The following is an 18,968-nucleotide window of genomic DNA, read 5'->3' on the forward strand; positions in this document are numbered from 1 at the left end:
CGGCAGGCGTTGCTCAGGGAGGGACCCCGTTGGCCCAGACAGAGCAGGACGGTTACGAGAAACGGCTGGGGGAGTTCGCCGGCCGGGAGGCGGCGCCGCTGAGGCCCGGACCCGACCCGGTCAACGTGCCGATGATCCGCCACTGGGTGGAGGCGATGGGCGACCGCAACCCCGTCCACCTCGACGAGGAGGCCGCCCGCCGGACCGGCCGCGCCGGGATCGTCGCCCCCGCCTCGATGATGCAGGCCTGGACCATGCGCGGGTACGCCGCCGCGACCGCCGGGCAGGACGACGGGTCCGGCCTGGGCGAGCTGATCGCGCTGCTGGCCGAGGGCGGCTACACCTCGGTGGTGGCGACGGACTCGGAGTTCGCCTTCCACCGCGAGCTGACCGTGGGCGACCACGTCGGGGTGCGCGAGATCATCGAGTCGATCTCGCCGGAGAAGAAGACCGCGCTCGGCGCCGGGCGCTTCGTGACCACCGAGCGCACGTACCTGGACCAGCACGGCGGGACCGTGGCCGTCCAGCGCTGGCGCATGCTGTGGTTCCGCCCCGCTCGGACGCCGCCCGGAAGCCGGGAGCCGGCGGCCCCGCGGCCGCGGCCCGCCGTCAACCGGGACAACGCGTTCTGGTTCGAGGCCGCGCGGGAGCACCGCCTGGTCATCCAGCGCTGCGACGGCTGCGGCGCCCTGCGCCACCCGCCCGGCCCCTGCTGCCCGCGGTGCGGCTCGTACGGATGGGACACCGCCGAGGCGTCCGGCCGGGGACGCGTCTACAGCTACGTGGTCAGCCACCACCCGCGCCACCCGGCCTTCGAGCCCCCGTACGTGGTCGCGCTCGTGGAGCTGGAGGAAGGCACCAGGCTCGTCACCAACCTGGTCGGCGTCGCCCCCGAGGAGGTCGAGATCGACATGCCGGTCGCCCTCGAATGGCTCGACCCGGACCCGGAGCTGTCGCTCCCGGTGTTCCGGCCGGTGACGGCATGAGGAGCCGCGCGTACGACGAGGTGACGGTCGGCGAAACGCTGCCCGAGCTGCCCGTCCCGCTGACCCGCACGCTGATCGTGGCGACGGCGATCGCCAGTCGTGATTACCAGGACGTGCACCACGACCCCGGCCTGGCCGCCGAGCGCGGCTCCCCGGACGTGTTCATGAACATCCTGACCACCAACGGCCTCATCGACCGGTACGTCACGGAATGGGCGGGACCGGCCGCCGAGGTCAAGGCCATCAAGATCAGGCTCGGCGCGCCCAACTACCCCGGCGACACCATGGTGCTGACCGGGACCGTCACCGCCAAGCACGACGAGGACCGCCGGGTCGAGATCGCCGTACGCGGCGCCAACCGCCTCGGCGCGCACGTCACCGGCACCGTCGCGGTGCGGCTGCCGGGCGGGGCGGAGTCGTGAGCGGGCTGTCCGGGCGGGCGGCGATCGCCGGGATCGGCGCCACCGAGTTCTCCAAGGACTCCGGCCGCAGCGAGCTCCGGCTGGCCTGCGAGGCCGTGCTCGCCGCCGTCGCCGACGCCGGGCTGCGGCCGTCCGACGTGGACGGGATGGTGACGTTCACCGCCGACTCCAGCTCCGAGATCCACATCGCCCGCAGCACCGGCATGGGCGAGCTGAGGTTCTTCTCCCGCGTCCCGCACGGCGGCGGCGCGGCCTGCGGCACCGTCCAGCAGGCCGCGATGGCGGTGGCGACCGGCGTCGCCGAGGTGGTCGTCTGCTACCGGGCCTTCAACGAACGGTCCGGGCAGCGCTTCGGACTCGGCAGGGCCGACGCGCCCTCCGGCGCCGGGGCCGACGACGCCGCCTTCGCCTGGGTCAGCCCGTTCGGGCTGTTCACCCCGGCCCAGTGGGTGGCCATGTTCGCCCGCCGTTACATGCACGAGTACAAGGCCACCGGCGAGGACTTCGGCCGGGTCGCCGTGGTCGACCGCAAGCACGCCGCGACCAACCCGGCGGCCTGGTTCTACGGGCGGCCGATCACCCTCGCCGACCACCAGGCCTCGCGCTGGATCGCCGAGCCGCTGCGCCTGCTCGACTGCTGCCAGGAGAGCGACGGCGGCCAGGCCCTGGTCGTGGTCTCCGCCGAACGCGCCCGCGACCTGCCGCACCCGCCCGCGCTGATCCTCGCCGCCGGCCAGGGCTCCGGCGACGACCAGCACATGATGACCAGCTACTACCGTCCCGAGATCACCGGCATCCCGGAGATGGGCCTGGTCGGACGGCAGCTCTACGGGCAGAGCGGGCTCGGCCCCGCCGACGTCGACGCGGCCGTCCTGTACGACCACTTCACGCCGCTGGTGCTGCCGCAGCTGGAGGAGCTCGGCTTCTGCGGCAGGGGCGAGGCCCGGGACTTCATCGCCGACGGCCACCTGGAGGTCGGCGGCAGGCTGCCGGTCAACACCCACGGCGGCCAGCTCGGCGAGGCGTACATCCACGGCATGAACGGCATCGCCGAGGGCGTGCGGCTGGTCCGCGGCACCTCCGTGAACCAGCCCCCGTCCGTACGGCACGTCCTCGTCACGGCCGGGACCGGCGTGCCGACCAGCGGCCTGATGCTGGGAGCGGACCGATGAACGAGGACCTGACGATCCCCGGCGTCCTGGCCCGGGCGGTCCGCGAGCACCCGGACGCCGAGGCCGTCGTCGACGGCCCGGTCCGGCTCACCTACGCCAGGCTCGGAGCCCGCGTGCGGGAGACGGCCAAAGCGTTCGTCGCGGCCGGCGTCCGGCACGGCGACCGGATCGGCATCTGGGCGCCCAACAGCCACCGCTGGGTGGTGACCGCGCTCGGCGCGCTGACCGCCGGCGCCGTCGTCGTGCCCGTCAACACCCGCTACAAGGGCGACGAGGCCCGCTGGATGCTCGGCCGCGGCGGCGTGCGGCTGCTCTTCACCGAGGACGGCTTCCTCGGCAACGGCTATCTCGCCATGCTCGGCCTCACGCCCGGCGCGGGCGTCCCGGCTCCGCCCGGCCTGACCGCTGTCACGTACGACGCCGGACCCCGTCCGGGCGCCACCACCTGGGAGGACTTCCTCGCCGCCGGCGCCTCGGTCGGCGACGAGGAGCTGGACGCCCGCGCCGCCGCCGTCCGGCCCGGCGACGTGGCCGACATCCTCTTCACCTCGGGCACCACCGGCCGCTCCAAAGGCGCCATGTGCACCCACGCCCAGGACGTCAGGACCAACCGCGCCTGGGCCGACAGGACCGGGCTGCGCCACGGCGACCGCTACCTGATCGTCAACCCGCTCTTCCACTCTTTCGGCTACAAGGCCGGCGTCTTCGCCTGCCTGATCAGGGCCGCCACCATGGTGCTGCAGCCGGTCTTCGAGGCGGGCGAGACGATGCGGCTGATCGAGGCCGAGCGGATCACCGTCCTGCCCGGCGCGCCGACCATCTACATCACCATGCTGGACGCCCCGGAACGCGCGCGGCACGACCTGTCGTCGCTGCGCCTCGCGGTCACCGGCGCGTCGGTGGTGCCGGTCGCGCTGGTCCGCCGGATGCGGGCCGAGCTGTTCCCCGAGGTCGTCACCGCGTACGGGCTCACCGAGTCGTGCGGCACGGTCACCGCCTGCTCCGTGGACGACGACGACCGGACCGTGGCCACCACCTCGGGCAGGCCCATCGAGGGCGTCGAGGTGCGGGTGACCGGCGCCGACGGCGAGCCGGTGCCCGCCGGGGAGGACGGCGAGATCCTCGTACGCGGCCACAACGTGATGCTCGGCTACCTCGGCGACGAGGCCGCCACGGCGGACGCCGTGCGGGACGGCTGGCTGGTCACCGGCGACCGCGGCCGGCTCGACGGGCGCGGCTACCTCACCATCACCGGCCGCTCCAAGGACATGTACGTGACCGGCGGCTTCAACGTCTACCCGGCCGAGGTCGAACAGGCGCTGGCCGGGCACGACGCGGTCGCCGAAGCCGTGGTGACCGGCGTGCCGGACGCGCGGATGGGCGAGGTGGGGCGGGCCTACGTGGTGCCCCGCCCGGGCCTGGCCGTCACGCCGGAGGACCTGATCGGCCACTGCCGGGAGCGGCTGGCCGGCTTCAAGGTGCCCCGTGAGATCGTCCTGGTCGGCGCCCTGCCCCGCAACGCCACCGGCAAGATCGACAAAGCGGCCCTGGCGGGCTCGGCGAAGCCCTGACCGCCTCAGACGAAGCCCTCGTCGAGGAGCCGTACGCCGCCCTCGTCTATCGCGTGCCTCTGCCCCGACCCGCCCACCACGCGACACCAGCTCTCCACGACGAGCCCGGGCGGCTCCAGTCGGTAGCCGAACCCGCCGTACATGCCGGGCACGGGGAACCAGCAGGACGGGTCCGCCTGCTCGGTGAGCGGCTCCAGCTCGGGCAGCCGGAGCCGGTGGAGGGTGACCAGGTCCTCGGCGCGCTGGCGGATGAGGCCGTGGAAGTGGCGCTGGATCGTCGCCAGCGTGCCCTCCGGCACCGGGTGGAGGATCGCGGGCGTGAGCGGTTCGACCAGGTGCCGATGCCCCTTACGGCGGGCGACGTCCACGGCACGCTCCCCGCTGGCGGTGCGCAGCGTACGCCAGGCGCCGAGCGCGACCAGCCGCCGCACGGCTTCCGGCGCGGCCCCTCGCCAGGCCGCCTGGTGCAACGGGGCGTACCAAGTCGCGCCGCCGAGTCTGCCGCTGTTCACCCAGCCGGGGTGCTCGCCGAGCAGGGCGAAGACCGCGTCCCAGTCGCCGTGCCGCGCGGCGTCGGCGAGCGCGTCGCGCTCCCCGGCCTCGTGGTGGCCCGGCCGGAGGGTGATGCCGTCCCAGATCACTGTGTCGCGCTCCCTCTGGTGCCGCGATGGGAAATGCGGACACCCTGACAAAGGCAACATCTCATGCCTCTTCGGTAGGTGCGGGTGCTGCGCTAAGCTACACACTGTTCGCATAAAGAACGTGTGTTCGTATAGCGAACAGAAGGGGAGGACGTGATGGGTTCGGCCTTCGTCTACGCCGCCGCGCGCACGCCGTTCGGCAAGTTCAACGGCGCGCTCGCCGGTGTCCGACCGGACGACCTGGCGGCCGCCGCGCTGCGCGGCGTACTGGCCAGGGTGCCCGAGCTGGATCCGGCCGGCATCGGCGACGTGGTGTGGGGCAACGCCAACGGCGCCGGGGAGGACAACCGCAACGTGGGCCGGATGGCCGTGCTGCTGGCGGGGCTGCCGGTGACGGTCCCGGCGACCACCGTCAACCGGCTGTGCGGGTCGAGCCTCGACGCCGCCATGATGGCCTCGCGCACGATCGAGAGCGGCGACGCCGACGTCGTGGTGGCCGGCGGGGTGGAGTCGATGACGCGGGCGCCGTGGGTCCTGCCCAAGCCGTCGCGGGCCTTCCCCGCCGGCGACGTCACCGCCGTGTCGACCACGCTCGGCTGGCGCCTGGTCAACCCGCGCATGCCCAAGGAGTGGACGGTCTCGCTCGGCGAGGCCAACGAGCAGCTGCAGGAGAAGTTCTCCATCTCCAGGGAGCGGCAGGACGCGTTCGCGGCCCGCTCGCACGCGCTGGCCGACGCCGCCTGGAGCGCCGGGTTCTACGACGACCTGGCGGTCCCGGTCGAGGGCACGGAGCTCGCGCGCGACGAGGGCGTCAGGCCCGGCTCCACGCCCGAGGTGCTGGCCGGGCTCAAGCCCGCCTTCCGGCCCGGCGGCACGATCACCGCCGGGAACGCCTCGCCGCTCAGCGACGGCGCGTCGGCGCTGGTCCTCGGTTCCGAGACGGCCGCCCGGCGGCTGGGCGCCGAGCCGATCGCGCGCGTCGCCGGCCGCGGCGCCGCCGCCCTCGAACCCCAGGCGTTCGGGTACGCCCCGGTCGAGGCCGCCAACCAGGCCCTGAGACGGGCCGGCATCGGCTGGGACGACGTCGGCGCGGTCGAGCTGAACGAGGCCTTCGCCGTGCAGTCGCTGGCCTGCGTGGACGCCTGGGGGATCGACCCGGAGATCGTCAACGTCAAGGGCGGCGCCATCGCCATCGGCCACCCGCTGGGCGCCTCCGGCGGCCGCGTCCTCGGCACCCTCGCCCACGTGCTGCGCGAGCGGCGCGAGCGGTGGGGCGTCGCCGCCATCTGCATCGGCGTCGGCCAGGGCCTGGCGGTCGTCCTGGAGAACGTGAGCGTCGCATGACCGCGATACTCACCGACCCGGACGAGGCGCTCGCGGGCGTCGAGGACGGCTCGACCGTCCTGATCGGCGGCTTCGGCATGGCCGGCATGCCGGTCACGCTCATCGACGCGCTGATCCGGCAGGGCGCCAAGGACCTGACCGTGGTCAGCAACAACGCGGGCAACGGCGACACCGGCCTGGCGGCGCTGCTCGCCGCAGGCCGGGTACGCAAGATGATCTGCTCGTTCCCGAGGCAGAGCGACTCGTGGGTGTTCGACGGCCTCTACCGCGCGGGCGAGATCGAGCTTGAGGTGGTGCCGCAGGGCACGCTCGCCGAGCGGATGCGCGCCGCCGGGGCCGGCATCGGCGCGTTCTACTGCCCCACCGGCGCAGGCACGCCGCTGGCCGAGGGCAAGGAGACGCGCACCATCGACGGCCGCGACCACGTGCTGGAGTACCCGATCAAGGGCGACGTGGCGCTCATCGCAGCGCACGCCGGCGACCGGCTCGGCAACCTCGTCTACCGCAAGACCGCGCGCAACTTCGGCCCGGTCATGGCGACCGCGGCCGCCCTGACGATCGCGCAGGTGAGCCACGTGGTCGAGGTCGGCGACCTGGACCCCGAGACCGTCGTCACCCCCTGCGTCTACGTCGACCGGATCCTGGACACGAAGGCGGGGGAGGCAGCATGAGCACCGTCGAGCATCCGGGCCGCGGCCCGCTCGGCCGCGAGGAGCTGGCCGCCGTGGTCGCCCGCGACATCCCGCGCGGCGCGTTCGTCAACCTCGGCATCGGCCAGCCCACCACGGTCGCCGACCACCTGCCGGCCGACTCGGGCGTCATCCTGCACACCGAGAACGGCATGCTCGGCATGGGCCCCGCCGCCAAGGGCGACGAGGTGGACCCGGACCTCATCAACGCCGGCAAGCTGCCCGTCACCGAGCTGCCGGGGGCGTCCTACTTCCACCACGCCGACTCCTTCGCCATGATGCGCGGCGGTCACCTCGACGTGTGCGTGCTCGGCGCCTACCAGGTGTCGCGGCGCGGCGACCTGGCCAACTGGCACACCGGCGCCCCCGACGCCATCCCGGCCGTCGGCGGCGCCATGGACCTGGCCATCGGGGCGAAGCAGGTGTTCGTCATGATGACGCTGTTCGCCAAGGACGGCACGGCCAAGCTCGTCCCGGAGTGCACGTACCCGCTGACGGGCCTGGCCTGCGTGAGCCGCCTCTACACCGACCAGGCGATCTTCCACCTCGGCCCGGACGGCGTCACGGTGGCGGAGACGTACGGCATCGGCTTCGACGAGCTGGCCGCCCGGCTGGAAGTCCCCGTCCGCCGCGGCTGAACGCCCGGATCGGCCCGCGCCGTCAGCCGACGATCTCGGCCAGGCGCGGGATCCGGCGCAGCACCAGCCGGTCCAGCAGCAGCACCGCCAGCATCGTCACGCCCGCCAGCGGGAACAGCACCCCCAGCACCACCATGATCGCCGTCACCCCGTACGCGGCGCGCCTGTCCATCAGGCGGGCGGGCGCGCCCATCCGGCCCTTCGGACGCCGCTTCCACCACATCCACGCCCCCGAGACGACCAGCGTGATCAGTGCCAGGCAGGCGCCCAGCATCACCAGCAGGTTGACCGTGCCGTAGCGGCGGCCCTCGTGCAGCGCCACGCCCTGCTCCACCGCCTTGGCCAGCACCCCGTACTCGTCCCACCCGTACGAGACGAGCACGCGGCCGCTGTACTGGTCCACGTGCAGGGTCTGGGCGGCCGACGGGTCGCGGCGCGGGGCGGTGACGACCGTGTAGACGCCCTCGTGGTCCTTCGGCAGGAGGATCTTCAGGTCGCACTCGGCCGGCGAGCAGTCCCGGATGGCGGGCCGGGCGGCGGCCAGCGCCTGCTCCAGGGGGAGCGCGCCCGGGTGCAAGGCGCTTCCGCCTCCCGTGTCGTGGCCCGCGTGCCCGCCGTCCTGGGAGGTCGGCACCGGCAGCCGTTCCGCGGCCCACGGCACCTTGGCGTCGGGGTTGTCCGACAGGTCCGCCGAACGGTTCGGGTAGTCGCCGGCGTCGGGGTAGGTGGAGCCGGTCCGCTCCTGGATCCGCTGCAGCGCGTCACCCCACACGCCCGACCAGGGCAGGCCCGAGATCACCAGGAACACGATGACGACGCCGGCGCCCGCCCCGGTCAGCGCGTGCACGCGGCGCAGCCTGGCCCTCGGCGAGCGGGCCGGGCGCCTGCCGCGGCTGGTCCACCACAGGTACGTGCCGGTCGCGACCAGGATCAGCGACCAGCACGCCGCGGTCTCCACCACCCGGTCGCCGGCGGTGCCCGCCATCAGCTCGCCGTGGATGGTGCGCACCACCCGCATGAACGTGGCCGCGTCGTCGATCGTGCCGACGACCGTGGCCGAACCCGGATCGACGTACACCGAGACGCCCTCCGCCCACGGGCCGGCGTCCTCGCCCTGGAAGATGATCCGGGTCGTGCGGTCGGGAGCGGCCGGCGGGATCACCGACATGACGGGCGCGCCGGGCATGCTCCGCTGCGCGGCCGTGATCTGCTCCGACAGCGGGCGGGCGGTGGTGACGGGCTCGGCGAGCGTGCGCACGTCCTGGTAGCGCCACTCCTCGAACGGTTCCTTGAACAGGTAGACGGACCCCGTGACGGCCAGGACGAGCAGGACGGGGGCGACGAACAGGCCCGCGTAGAAGTGCCAGCGCCAGAAGGCGCGGTACCGCCGCGAGGAGGACGGGGCGGGCCGGACGGTGACGGTCTCCGGGCGCGCGTGGACAGTGGTCATGGTCAACTCCGGAAGAACGAGAGCGAGGGGGGCCGCCACAGCCGGTATCCGGCCATGACGATCAGGCCGCGCGACGGCGACCGGTCACAGCGGCGGGCATCCCGCGGCACGATCGGACCGACGGCGGTTCCGGCGCCGTGATCACGGCGCGATAGACCGGTGCCGTGGTCAGGGCGCGGGTCCGTCGGCGGGTGATGTCTTTCCCTGCTCTAGCGGGGTGGCCCCCGATGGCTCACGGCCCACGCGAGCACCTGTGGCCCGCGTACCGGTGGCTCTCCGGCGGCGGGCACGATCCGGAGAGGCGTAGGAGTCAGCGGGCCGCGCGGCGACGGCCGCGACAGCCCGGCCAGCGAGCAGCCCAGCAGGACGAGCACGGTCACCAGCGCCGTCTCGCCCCGCTCCAGCCACCAGGCGCACAGCACGGCGACCAGCACGTGCGCGAGCGGCATCGCCATCCCGGGCAGCGGGCCCCCGCCATGGTGGCCCGCGCCGTGGCCCAGGACGTGCGCCGCACCGGGGAGATCCGCGCTGAACACCTGGTGCATGCCGTACTGGGCAGAGAACGAGGCCGCCACCAGCACACCCCTGCCCCGGCGGCGCCGGCCCAGCAGGTAAGCGCCCGCCCCGGCGGCCACGGTCGTCGCGGCCACCACCCCCAGGGAGGCCCCGGAACCACCGGCCAGCACGTGCGTCCCGAGCGCCGCGTACACGCAGACCGTCGCGAACACGGCGGCGCCCAGGAGCCGCACGGCGGACCGGCCGGTCGCCTGCGCCTCCCGGGCGCCGCGTGCGCGAACACCACTCACACGCGGGGATACGCGCAGCGCACGGCCCGGGTTCAACAGCCCCGCGCAGGGGCCCTGTTCGGGGAGATATGTCCGGCGTACCGTCGGGTCATGAATGACACGTTCATCGCCACCACGCTCCGCCGGGTCCGGGAGGCGGCCGCGGAGGTCGAGCGGAGCGGCACCGGCGTCGAGGAGGCGCTGCGGGCGGTCCGCAAGCTGCGGACCGCCGCCGAGCAGGCCGAGGACGAGCTGATGGAGCACCGGCTGTCCCGGCTCAGGTAGTCCGCCCAGGCTCAGCGCAGCCGCACCACGTCCGCGTCCAGACCGTCCACCCCGGACGCGCCCAGCAGCGCGAGCGTGCGCACCAGCTCGCCGCGGAGCATCGCGAGCACCCGGTCCACGCCCGCCTCCCCGCCCGCCATCAGGCCGTACAGGTAGGCGCGGCCGACGAGGCAGGCCCGCGCGCCCAGCGCCACCGCCGCCGCGACGTCCGCGCCGCTGCGCACGCCGCCGTCGAGGAACACCTCGGTCCTGTCGCCCACCGCCGCCGCCACCTCCGGCAGCAGCTCCAGCGGCGTGGGGGAGCGGTCGAGCTGCCGGCCGCCGTGGTTCGACACCACCAGGCCGTCCACCCCCGCCGCCACCAGCTCCTCGGCGTCGTCGACCCGCTGCACGCCCTTCACCAGCAGCCGCCCGCCCCACTCCGCGCGGATCCACTCCAGGTCGCGGAGGGTCACCGCCGGGTCGAACATCAGGTTCGTGATCCCCGCCAGGTCGTCCGGCGCCCCCTCCACCGTCGCGAACCGCAACGGCTCGCCGGTCAGGAAGCCGAACCACCAGGCCGGCCGGGTCATCGCCTGCGCCAGCCCGCCCCAGCGCAGCGACGGCGGCATGGTCATGCCGTTGCGCACGTCACGCAGCCGCCCGCCGGCCACCGGCACGTCCACAGTGACGACCAGCACGTCCATGCCCGCCTCACGGGCCTGCCGCAGCCAGTCCCTGACCCGCCCCCGGTCACGCACCACGTACAGCTGGAACCAGTTCCACCCGCCGGGCGCCGCCGCGGCCACGTCCCGGGCGCTCGTGGTGCCCATCGTGGAGAGTGCGTACGGGACCCCGGCGCGGGCGGCGGCCCTGGCCACGGCCCGCTCACCGGCCCGGTGCATCATCCGGGTGAACCCCGTGGGCCCGAGCACCACCGGCATCGCCACCCGCCGCCCCAGGATCTCGGTCCCGGTGTCGACGCGGGACACGTCCCGCAGCACGTGCGGCCGGAACTCCACCCGCGCGAACGCCTCCGCCGCCCTGGCCGTGGACAGCTCGCCCTCGGCCGCGCCGTCGACGTAGTCGAACACCACCCGGGGCGCCCGCCGCCGCGCCAGCCGGCGCACGTCCGCCACGTCAGCCGCCCCGGCCAGCCCGCCCCGCGCCCGCCTCCGGGGCACGAACGCGCGCAGCTCCCGCCACCGCGGCAGCCGCCGGCCCGCACCCTGACCCTGCTCGATGCCGCCACGCTAACAAGCGGGCGGCGACCCGTGAACCTTCCCGGCGGTCACGGCGCGCGGCTAGGGTGGCCGGGTGCTGGAGGAGTGGCGTGCGCTGGTGGGCGGGTCCCGGGCCGGGGACGCGGTGGGAGCCGAGCTGGTCGCCCGGTGGTCCGAGCCGCACCGGCGCTACCACGACCTCGACCACCTGCGGGCAGTCCTGCGCGCCGTCGGCCTGATCCAGGAGTGGGCCGCGGACCCCGTGGCCGTGCGCCTGGCCGCCTGGTTCCACGACGCCGTCTACGACGGCAGGCCCGGGTGGGACGAGGAGCGCAGCGCGCAGCTCGCCCGGTCCCGCCTGCCCCGCTGCGGCGTGCCGGCGCGGCGGGTGGCCGAGGTGGCCAGGCTGGTACGGCTGACCGCGGCGCACGACACGCTGGCCGAAGGAGACCGCGACGGGGCCGTGCTCTGCGACGCCGACCTGGCGGTTTTGGGCGGCGACGGGTACGCGGACTACGCGGCCAAGATCAGGCAGGAGTACGCGCACGTCCCCGGCGAGTTGTTCAGGCGGGGCCGGGCCCAGGTGCTCCGCCGTCTGCTGGCCGTACCCCGCCTCTACAGGACGCCGCCGGCGCGAGAGCTGTGGGAGGCGCGCGCCCGGGAGGCCGTGAGCGCGGAGCTGGCCGAGCTGGAGCGCTGACGAGCGGCATGACCGCGCTTGACGGACAAGGAGCGGCGCGCGGCCCGGCGATCTGTCAGTGTGGGCGGTCATGGACACCGACGACGCCCGGTCACTGGCCCGGTCGCTGAGAGAGCTGATCCAGGACGCCCACCACACCCTCGCCCTCGACACGCCACCCGAGCTGGTGACCCGCGTGACCGGCCACCTCGGCTGCGAGCTGAGACACGTGGTCAACGTGGTGGCCGCGTTCCCCGGCTGGGAGCACGCCAACCTGCAGCGCGGCGTCGACGCCTACCTCGCCGCGCACACCCCCGGCGCCGGGTGGTTCGGCATCGCCGGTCAGGGCCGCGAGCACGACGACATCGTCAACATGCTGGCCCGCGCCGCCCGCGGCTGGGAGCGGTACGAGCCGGGCGCGGTCGACTACGAGGCCGTGGCGATCGGCCCCGACGAGACGACCGAGGTGGTCTCGCTGGGGATGGTGCTCACCCGGGCCCCCGGCGGGACGCCCGTGGTGCTGGCGCTGCGCGGCGCCCAGGAGCACATGTCGACCGACTGCCAGGTGGTCGTGCTGGCGCCGGACAGGGCCGCAGCCAAGGAGTCGCGCGACGAGATCGAGCGCCTGATGCGCGAGCACGACGTCTACCGGGGGCAGATCCTGTCGTTCGCGTGGAGCGAGTACCGCGGCAACGACCTGGTGACCTTCCTGCCCCGCCCCGACCTGAGGCCTGGCCAGGTGGTGCTGCCCGACGGCGTGCTGGAGACGATCGAACGGCACATCGTCGGAGTCGCCGAGCAGGCGCCGCGGCTGCGCGCGCACGGCCAGCACCTCAAGCGCGGCCTGCTGCTGCACGGTCCGCCCGGCACCGGCAAGACCCACACCGTCCGCTACCTCATGGCCAGGATGACCGGCTGCACGGTGATCGTGATGACCGGCGGGGCGATCCGGTTCGTGTCGCAGGCGGCCGGGCTGGCCAGGCGGCTGCAGCCGGCGATCGTGGTGCTGGAGGACGTCGACCTGGTGGCGCGCGACCGGTCGTTCAGCGACGACGGCAACCCGCTGCTGTTCGCGCTCCTCGACGCCATGGACGGGGTCGGCGCCGACGCCGACGTGACGTTCGTGCTCACCACCAACCGGGCCGACGTGCTCGAACGCGCGCTGGCCGACCGTCCCGGCCGGGTCGACCTGGCCGTGGAGATCCCCAGGCCCGACGCCGCCGGGCGGGCGGCGCTGCTCCGCCTCTACGCCCGCGACCTGCCCCTGCGGGCCGACCTGGAGCCGATCGTGGCGCGTACCGAGGGCGCGACCGCCTCGTTCTTCAAGGAGCTGCTGCGCCGGGCCGTGCTGGACGCGCTCGCGCACGACGGCGGGACGCCCGCGATCACCGGCGACCTGCTGAACCGGGCGCTCGACGGGATGCTGCACGAGCGCGCGGCGCTGACCCGCACCCTGCTCGGGTCGGGCGAGCCGGGCGAGGAAGAGGAGCCGGTGCCCGAGGACGCGTACGCCTCTCTGGGCGGGGCGTCATTCCCCGGCGCGTACGGCGTGCACCTTCCGGCGGCGGAGCCCGGCCGCGACCAGCCGCTGCAGTAGCTCGCGGGAGGTGACCGCCTGCGCGCCCAGCGACACGGCGAACGCGTGCACGGTCTCGGGCACGTCGTAGTGGTCGCGGTCGAACGCGCGCACGGGCACGCTCAGCCGGGCGGCGAAAACGTGGAGTTCGTCCAGGGACGTGTCGCTGACCAGATGTGACCACATCAGGCCGCGCGGCCCCGGCCACTGCGGGGGATCGATGAGCACCGTCACGAGGTCAAGGGTAGAACGCGGCCGCGCACGACCGGCTCACCGAGGTCCTTCACCACCAGGTCGGCGCCCTCCCCGGCCGGCGCCAGGGCGATCACCAGGGCGAATCCGCCCTTCCTGCCCGCCTCGACGCCCGCCGGCGCCGACTCCACCACGGCGGTCCTGCCGGGCGGCACGCCGAGACGGCGGGCCGCCTCCAGCGGCAGCGCCGGATCGGGCTTGCCCGGCAGGTTCATCAGCGCCGCGTCGCCGCCGTCGACCAGCGTGTCGAACAGGTGCAGCACGCCCGCCGCGGCCACCAGCGTGCGCCCGTGCAGACTGGCGGACACCCCGGCGGTGCGGGCGCCCCGGTTGCGCAGCTCGTGCAGCAGCGCCACGGCCGCGGGGAACGCGGCCACCCCGTGCAGCCTCACCTGCTCCATGAACAGCTGCTCCTTGGCCCGGCCGAGACCGTGCACGGTCGGCGCGCCAGGCTCGTCGTCCGGCGCGCCCTCCGGCGCGGTGAGGCCACGTGAGGCCAGGAAGGCGCGGACGCCGTCGAGTCGCGGCCGTCCGTCGACGTACCGCAGGTAGTCCTCCCGGACGTCGAACGGCTCGAACGGCGCGGAGCGGCCGCGCAGGAACCCGTCGAACACGTGCTTCCACGCGGCCGCGTGCCCGCGGGCGGTGTCGGTGACCGTGCCGTCGGTGTCGAACACCACGGCGCCGATCGCGCTCAGGTCGATGACAAGCTCGTTCACCCTGCGAACGTAACCGCTTCACCACGCCACGGGTAGCTTCTCCACGCCGTAGACGATGGCCAGCTTGCGCCACGGGACCTCCCCGTCCAGGCGCAGCGTCGGGAAGCGGCGCAGCAGCATCGGGTAGGCGATGCGCAGCTCCATCTGCGCCAGCGGCGCGCCGATGCAGCGGTGGATGCCGTGACCGAACGCCAGGTGGGAGCCGGCGGTGTGGCGGCCCGGCTTGACCTGGTTCATGTCCTCGCCCAGGTTCGGGTCGCGGTTGGCGGCGGCGAGCGAGCAGAGCACCAGCTCGCCCTTCTTGATCTGCTGCCCGTGCAGCTCCAGATCGTCGCGGGCGAAGCGGGGGAAGGCCACCTGCACCACGGTCATGTAGCGCAGCAGCTCCTCGATCACCTCGTCGATGTAGCCGTCGACCTCGCGCACCTTGGCGGCCTGGTCGGGGTTCTCCAGCAGCCAGAGGGAGCCGAGCGCGAGCATGCTCGTGCTGGTGTCGTGACCGCCGGTGAGCATGCCGTCGGCCATGCTGGCCAGGGTGCGGTCGTCCAGCGCGTCGCCGTGGTCGCGCAGCAGCTGGCCGAGCAGGCCGTCGCCGGGGTCGCGCCGCTCACGGGCGACCAGGTCCGTGAGGTACGTCATCGCGTCGTTGATCGCCTGCAGCGACGCCTCGGGCCCGGCGGTGAAGTCGAACCGGTTCGTGCTCACCTTGACGAAGTCGGCCTGCTCGTCGTACGGGACCCCGAGCAGCTCGGAGATCACCAGGGACGGGATGGGGAGCGCGAAGTCCTCCATCAGGTCCGCGGGGGAGCCCTTGGCCTCGATCCGGTCCAGGCACTCGGTGACCAGCGCCTCGATGCGCGGCTCCAGCCGCCGCAGCCGGCGCATGGTGAACTCCGGCGTCAGGAACTTGCGCAGCCGGGTGTGCTCGGGCGGGTCGCGGAAGCCCAGGCCGCCCGGGTCCTCCTGGTTCGAGCCGAGGCCGATGACGCCGGCGAAGTCGTTGCTGAACCGCTCGTGGTCGCCGAGCACGCCGCGGACGTCGTCCCAGCGGGTGACCAGGTAGACCGTCTGCCCGCCGGGGATCTCCATCGGGTAGACGGGGTGATCCGCCTGGATGCGGAGCAGTTCATCCGCTGGATCGAACCGTTCCCGCATGAACTGGACGAGAGGAAACTCTTCTGACTCTGACATGGATTCCGTCCTGCTGGGATACATCGCACGATGCTGGGATAAATCCCTCGCTAGATGGTCCCATCCTGGAAGCCGTGCTGGTGACCTCCCGAAGGACGAGATTTCATCTCAGCCTCAGGTAAGAGCCCTGGTCACCTCGCCCCCAGGGCGGAACCGTCCGGTGATGAGCGTAGACGGGCGGGTTCGCGGACGGAGCCCCGACCGCCGGGTAAGCGGGTGGCGAGCCGGGTGCGCTCCGTGAGGATCGGGGAGACGCCGGGGCGTCCACGGGACTGGCCGCTCCGGGTCCGTTTGGCGCGTTCCCCGACAGCTCCGGTGCTGGTGGGACGTATGGGGAAATCAGTGCAAACTGGGCAGCAGCCGGAGTTTGGCGTACAAGGTGGCTACAGTCTGCAATGATCTCGTCATCGAGCCCCCCGAGACTGAGCCTCAACGGATAGTGACTGATGCCCACATTTGAGGAAATCACTACCTTCATCACCGAGAAGCCGCTCGCGACCGCCGTGATCGCGCTGCTGAGCCTGGCCGGGCTCATCCTGGCCTTCCTGGTGCTTCGCGTCGCCTGGCGGGTCACCGCCTGGCTGTTCGCCCGCTACGTCGCCAACCGTCCCATCGAGGACGTGCTGACCATCGTGGCCGCCTCCATCGCGACGGGCGTGTCCGCCCAGGGCATGTGGCGCTTCTCCGGTGACGTGCTGGGCCTGGACGGCCCGCTGAGGCTGCTGCTGTTCGCCTTCATCGAAGTGGCCATCATCACCTCCGCCGTGCGCGCCCGCCGCAACATGCGGGAGAACTTCTCCGCGGGCATCGACGGCATCGCCGTGTGGGCGCTGACCTGCCTGACCGCGGTGCTGTCCAGCATGGACGCCAGCAGCTTCCCCGAGGCGGTTTTCCGGCTCGCCGCCCCGCTGGTGGCCGCCTGGCTCTGGGAGCGCGGCATGGCCATCGAGCGCCACCGCATCCGCGGCACCGGCCGCATCAACTGGCGACTCACCCCCGAGCGGCTGCTCGTCCGGCTCGGCCTGGCCGAGGTCAGCGACCGCACCGCCAGCGAGGTCGACGCGCACCGCAGGCTCACCCGGGTCGCGCTGGCCGCCAAGCGCGCCAAGGCGCTGCGCGAGGCCGGCGCCCCCGACCGCAAGATGCGCGCCGCCCTGGCCAAGCTCGACAAGGCCATGGACCAGGCCGTCGAGCACACCGGCCTGGCCGTCGACCAGGGCCGCCAGGAGGCGCTGCTCGCCCAGATCGCTGCCCTCTACAACACCACCGCGCTCATCGACGCCGACCCGCGGGTGCCGTGGGAGCCCGAGCGCGACCACCGGCCGGTGCCCGCCAGGCCCGAGCTGCCGCCCGCGCTCGCCGAGCTGGTGCGGGAGGAGGACGACGAGGAGATCGCGGTCATCGACGCGGCCCCCCAGATCGTCGACACCGCCCAGCGCGCGGTGCTCATGCGCCAGGCCCGCGCCTACTGGAACCGGCAGATCGCCAAGGGGATCGTGCCGCGCACCGTGGACATCGCCCAGGAGATCGGCATCCCGGTGCCCGTCGCCCGCGAGTGGCGCGCGCTGTGGAAGCTGGAGCCCGCGGCCCACGCCCTCATCGAGCAGCTCTACCACCAGCACGGCATCGTCGACACCGGCGCGTTCCCGGCCATCGACGACGACGGCCGGGTGCTCGCGAAGTCCTGAAGGGTCCTGATCAGCCCAGCGCCGCGGAGACCAGCGACCGGGCCTCCTCCTGCACCTTGGCGAGGTGGTCCGGGCCGCGGAACGACTCGGCGTAGATCTTGTAGACGTCCTCCGTGCCCGACGGCCGGGCGGCGAACCAGGCGCTCTCCGTGGAGACCTTGACGCCGCCCAGGGACGCCCCGTTGCCCGGCGCGGCCGTGAGCACCGACGTGATCGGCTCGCCGGCCAGGCTGGAGGCCGTCACCTGGTCGGCCGACAGCTTGCCGAGCACCGCCTTCTCCTCGCGGGTGGCCGGCGCGTCCACCCTCGCGTAGGCGGGCTCGCCGAACCGCTCGGTCAGGCCCCGGTAGTGCTCGCTCGGCGACCTGCCCGTGACCGCCTGGATCTCGGCCGCCAGCAGGGCCAGGATCAGGCCGTCCTTGTCGGTGGTCCACACCGAGCCGTCGCGGCGCAGGAACGACGCGCCCGCGCTCTCCTCGCCGCCGAACCCGAGCGAGCCGTCGAGCAGCCCCGGCACGAACCACTTGAAACCCACCGGCACCTCGTACAGCCGCCGCCCCAGCGAGGCGGCCACCCGGTCGATGACGCCGCTGCTGACCATCGTCTTGCCTACCCCGGCGTCTCGCGGCCACCCGTCGCGGTGCTCGTACAGGTAGGAGATCGCCACCGCCAGGTAGTGGTTCGGGTTGACCAGCCCGCCGTCGGGGGTGACGATGCCGTGCCGGTCGGCGTCGGCGTCGTTGCCGGTGGCGATCTGGAAGCGGTCGCGGCCGTCGATGAGCGAGGCCATCGCGTACGGCGACGAGCAGTCCATGCGGATCTTGCCGTCCCAGTCGAGCGTCATGAACCGCCACGTCGGGTCGACCAGCGGGTTGACCACGGTCAGGTCGAGGCGGTGGCGCTCGGCGATCTCGCCCCAGTAGGCCACGCTGGCGCCGCCGAGCGGGTCGGCGCCGATCCGCACCCCGGCCGCTCTGATCGCGTCCAGGTCCGCGACCGAGGGCAGGTCGTCCACGTACGAGCCGAGGAAGTCGTAGCGGCCCGCCGCCTCCAGCGCCCTGGCGTAGGGCACCCGGCGCACCCCGGCGAGGTCCTGGGCCAGCAGCCGGTTGGCGCGGTCCTGGATCCACGTGGTGGCCTCGGTGTCGGCCGGGCCGCCGTTCGGCGGGTTGTACTTGAAGCCGCCGTCGGACGGCGGGTTGTGCGACGGCGTGATGACCACCCCGTCGGCGAGCCCCGACTTCCTGCCGCGGTTGTACGTGAGGATCGCGTGGGAGACGGCCGGCGTCGGCGTGTAGCCGTCGCGGGAGTCGATCAGCACCCGCACGTCGTTGGCCGCGAGCACCTCCAGCGCCGACACCCGCGCGGGCTCCGACAGCGCGTGCGTGTCGATGCCCAGGTAGAGCGGGCCGTCGGTGCCCTGCGTCAGCCGGTATTCGCAGATGGCCTGGGTGGTGGCCAGGATGTGGGCCTCGTTGAAGGCCGAGGCCCGCGACGACCCGCGATGGCCCGAGGTGCCGAACGTCACCCGCTGCCCCGGGTCGCCCGGGTCGGGCCGCAACGCGTAGTAGGCGGTCACCAGCCGGGCCACGTCCACCAGATCCGCGGGCTGAGCGGGCTGTCCCGCACGTTCGTGGGTCATGAAGCCACTTTACAAAGGGGGTACGGCCCGGCCTCG

At 73.6% G+C, this 18,968-nt stretch carries 19 protein-coding genes; 11 read left to right on the top strand and 8 right to left on the bottom strand.

Annotation, left to right across the window (positions count from 1 at the left end):
* Window positions 1-29: 29 nt before the first annotated feature.
* From AB0K05_RS32840 to AB0K05_RS32855, 4 genes are read left to right on the top strand one after another with little or no spacing between them, the layout of a single operon-like run.
* Window positions 30-986, top strand: a complete 957-nt coding sequence (locus tag AB0K05_RS32840) for a bifunctional MaoC family dehydratase N-terminal/OB-fold nucleic acid binding domain-containing protein (protein WP_364234364.1) — start codon at window positions 30-32, stop codon at window positions 984-986.
* The gene (locus tag AB0K05_RS32845; protein ID WP_148031154.1) at window positions 983-1,408 is read left to right on the top strand and encodes a MaoC family dehydratase; all 426 of its coding nucleotides are present in this window, start codon (window positions 983-985) and stop codon (window positions 1,406-1,408) included. The genes AB0K05_RS32840 and AB0K05_RS32845 overlap by 4 nt, the downstream gene beginning before the upstream one ends.
* Window positions 1,405-2,580 carry a lipid-transfer protein gene (locus AB0K05_RS32850; RefSeq protein ID WP_148031155.1) on the top strand — a complete coding sequence of 392 codons (1,176 nt, stop codon included), beginning with the start codon at window positions 1,405-1,407 and terminating at the stop codon, window positions 2,578-2,580. Before AB0K05_RS32845 ends, AB0K05_RS32850 begins: the two co-directional genes overlap by 4 nt.
* Window positions 2,577-4,151, top strand: a complete 1,575-nt coding sequence (locus AB0K05_RS32855; RefSeq protein ID WP_364234367.1) for a FadD3 family acyl-CoA ligase — start codon at window positions 2,577-2,579, stop codon at window positions 4,149-4,151. Before AB0K05_RS32850 ends, AB0K05_RS32855 begins: the two co-directional genes overlap by 4 nt.
* A gap of 5 nt (window positions 4,152-4,156) precedes the next feature.
* Here AB0K05_RS32855 and AB0K05_RS32860 read toward each other — a convergent pair whose 3' ends face one another.
* Complete coding sequence (locus AB0K05_RS32860) at window positions 4,157-4,792, bottom strand: ankyrin repeat domain-containing protein (RefSeq protein ID WP_364234370.1); 636 nt, start codon at window positions 4,790-4,792, stop codon at window positions 4,157-4,159.
* A 156-nt stretch (window positions 4,793-4,948) separates the two neighbouring features.
* On the opposite strand from AB0K05_RS32860, the gene AB0K05_RS32865 reads away from it, so the two are divergent.
* The 3 genes from AB0K05_RS32865 to AB0K05_RS32875 are packed head-to-tail and all read left to right on the top strand — an operon-like array spanning window position 4,949 to window position 7,463.
* Complete coding sequence (locus tag AB0K05_RS32865; protein ID WP_364234372.1) at window positions 4,949-6,136, top strand: thiolase family protein; 1,188 nt, start codon at window positions 4,949-4,951, stop codon at window positions 6,134-6,136.
* Complete coding sequence (locus tag AB0K05_RS32870) at window positions 6,133-6,807, top strand: 3-oxoacid CoA-transferase subunit A (RefSeq protein ID WP_148031159.1); 675 nt, start codon at window positions 6,133-6,135, stop codon at window positions 6,805-6,807. The genes AB0K05_RS32865 and AB0K05_RS32870 overlap by 4 nt, the downstream gene beginning before the upstream one ends.
* Window positions 6,804-7,463: a 3-oxoacid CoA-transferase subunit B gene (locus AB0K05_RS32875; RefSeq protein WP_364234375.1), complete on the top strand. Its 660-nt coding sequence runs from the start codon at window positions 6,804-6,806 to the stop codon at window positions 7,461-7,463. Before AB0K05_RS32870 ends, AB0K05_RS32875 begins: the two co-directional genes overlap by 4 nt.
* Before the next feature lie 22 nt (window positions 7,464-7,485).
* Here AB0K05_RS32875 and AB0K05_RS32880 read toward each other — a convergent pair whose 3' ends face one another.
* Both AB0K05_RS32880 and AB0K05_RS32885 read right to left on the bottom strand, forming a co-directional pair.
* Complete coding sequence (locus AB0K05_RS32880) at window positions 7,486-8,913, bottom strand: PepSY domain-containing protein (protein ID WP_364234378.1); 1,428 nt, start codon at window positions 8,911-8,913, stop codon at window positions 7,486-7,488.
* A 209-nt stretch (window positions 8,914-9,122) separates the two neighbouring features.
* Entirely contained in the window at window positions 9,123-9,719 is a 597-nt protein-coding gene (locus tag AB0K05_RS32885; protein ID WP_364234381.1) for a hypothetical protein, read from the bottom strand.
* A 90-nt stretch (window positions 9,720-9,809) separates the two neighbouring features.
* On the opposite strand from AB0K05_RS32885, the gene AB0K05_RS32890 reads away from it, so the two are divergent.
* A complete protein-coding gene (locus AB0K05_RS32890) occupies window positions 9,810-9,983 on the top strand; it encodes a hypothetical protein (protein WP_187281127.1) in 174 nt (57 codons plus the stop codon).
* Between the two features lie 11 nt (window positions 9,984-9,994).
* Here AB0K05_RS32890 and AB0K05_RS32895 read toward each other — a convergent pair whose 3' ends face one another.
* Window positions 9,995-11,146, bottom strand: a complete 1,152-nt coding sequence (locus AB0K05_RS32895) for an alpha-hydroxy acid oxidase (RefSeq protein WP_364234384.1) — start codon at window positions 11,144-11,146, stop codon at window positions 9,995-9,997.
* 133 nt (window positions 11,147-11,279) lie between these two features.
* Here AB0K05_RS32895 and AB0K05_RS32900 point away from each other — a divergent pair, with 133 nt between their 5' ends.
* Window positions 11,280-11,885: a metal-dependent phosphohydrolase gene (locus AB0K05_RS32900; protein ID WP_219543338.1), complete on the top strand. Its 606-nt coding sequence runs from the start codon at window positions 11,280-11,282 to the stop codon at window positions 11,883-11,885.
* Window positions 11,886-11,955: 70 nt separating this feature from the next.
* Window positions 11,956-13,461, top strand: a complete 1,506-nt coding sequence (locus AB0K05_RS32905; RefSeq protein ID WP_364234387.1) for an ATP-binding protein — start codon at window positions 11,956-11,958, stop codon at window positions 13,459-13,461.
* On the opposite strand, the gene AB0K05_RS32910 is transcribed toward AB0K05_RS32905, so the two are convergent.
* The 3 genes from AB0K05_RS32910 to AB0K05_RS32920 are packed head-to-tail and all read right to left on the bottom strand — an operon-like array spanning window position 13,393 to window position 15,602.
* Window positions 13,393-13,674, bottom strand: coding sequence for a DUF4031 domain-containing protein (locus AB0K05_RS32910; RefSeq protein ID WP_148031165.1), 282 nt, complete (start codon window positions 13,672-13,674; stop codon window positions 13,393-13,395). The genes AB0K05_RS32905 and AB0K05_RS32910 overlap by 69 nt on opposite strands.
* Window positions 13,671-14,411, bottom strand: coding sequence for an HAD family hydrolase (locus tag AB0K05_RS32915; protein WP_148031166.1), 741 nt, complete (start codon window positions 14,409-14,411; stop codon window positions 13,671-13,673). Before AB0K05_RS32915 ends, AB0K05_RS32910 begins: the two co-directional genes overlap by 4 nt.
* A gap of 18 nt (window positions 14,412-14,429) precedes the next feature.
* Window positions 14,430-15,602, bottom strand: a complete 1,173-nt coding sequence (locus AB0K05_RS32920; protein WP_148031167.1) for a cytochrome P450 — start codon at window positions 15,600-15,602, stop codon at window positions 14,430-14,432.
* Window positions 15,603-16,048: 446 nt separating this feature from the next.
* Between AB0K05_RS32920 and AB0K05_RS32925 the strand changes: the two genes are divergently transcribed.
* Window positions 16,049-17,290 (top strand): hypothetical protein, encoded by a 1,242-nt coding sequence (locus AB0K05_RS32925; RefSeq protein ID WP_148031168.1) that lies wholly within the window; start codon window positions 16,049-16,051, stop codon window positions 17,288-17,290.
* A 10-nt stretch (window positions 17,291-17,300) separates the two neighbouring features.
* Here AB0K05_RS32925 and pgm read toward each other — a convergent pair whose 3' ends face one another.
* Complete coding sequence (pgm, locus tag AB0K05_RS32930) at window positions 17,301-18,932, bottom strand: phosphoglucomutase (alpha-D-glucose-1,6-bisphosphate-dependent) (RefSeq protein WP_364234393.1); 1,632 nt, start codon at window positions 18,930-18,932, stop codon at window positions 17,301-17,303.
* Window positions 18,933-18,968: the final 36 nt, after the last annotated feature.

It is taken from the genome of Nonomuraea sp. NPDC049486, from assembly GCF_040676925.1.
In the GTDB taxonomy this organism is placed as follows: Bacteria; Actinomycetota; Actinomycetes; order Streptosporangiales; family Streptosporangiaceae; genus Nonomuraea; species Nonomuraea ferruginea.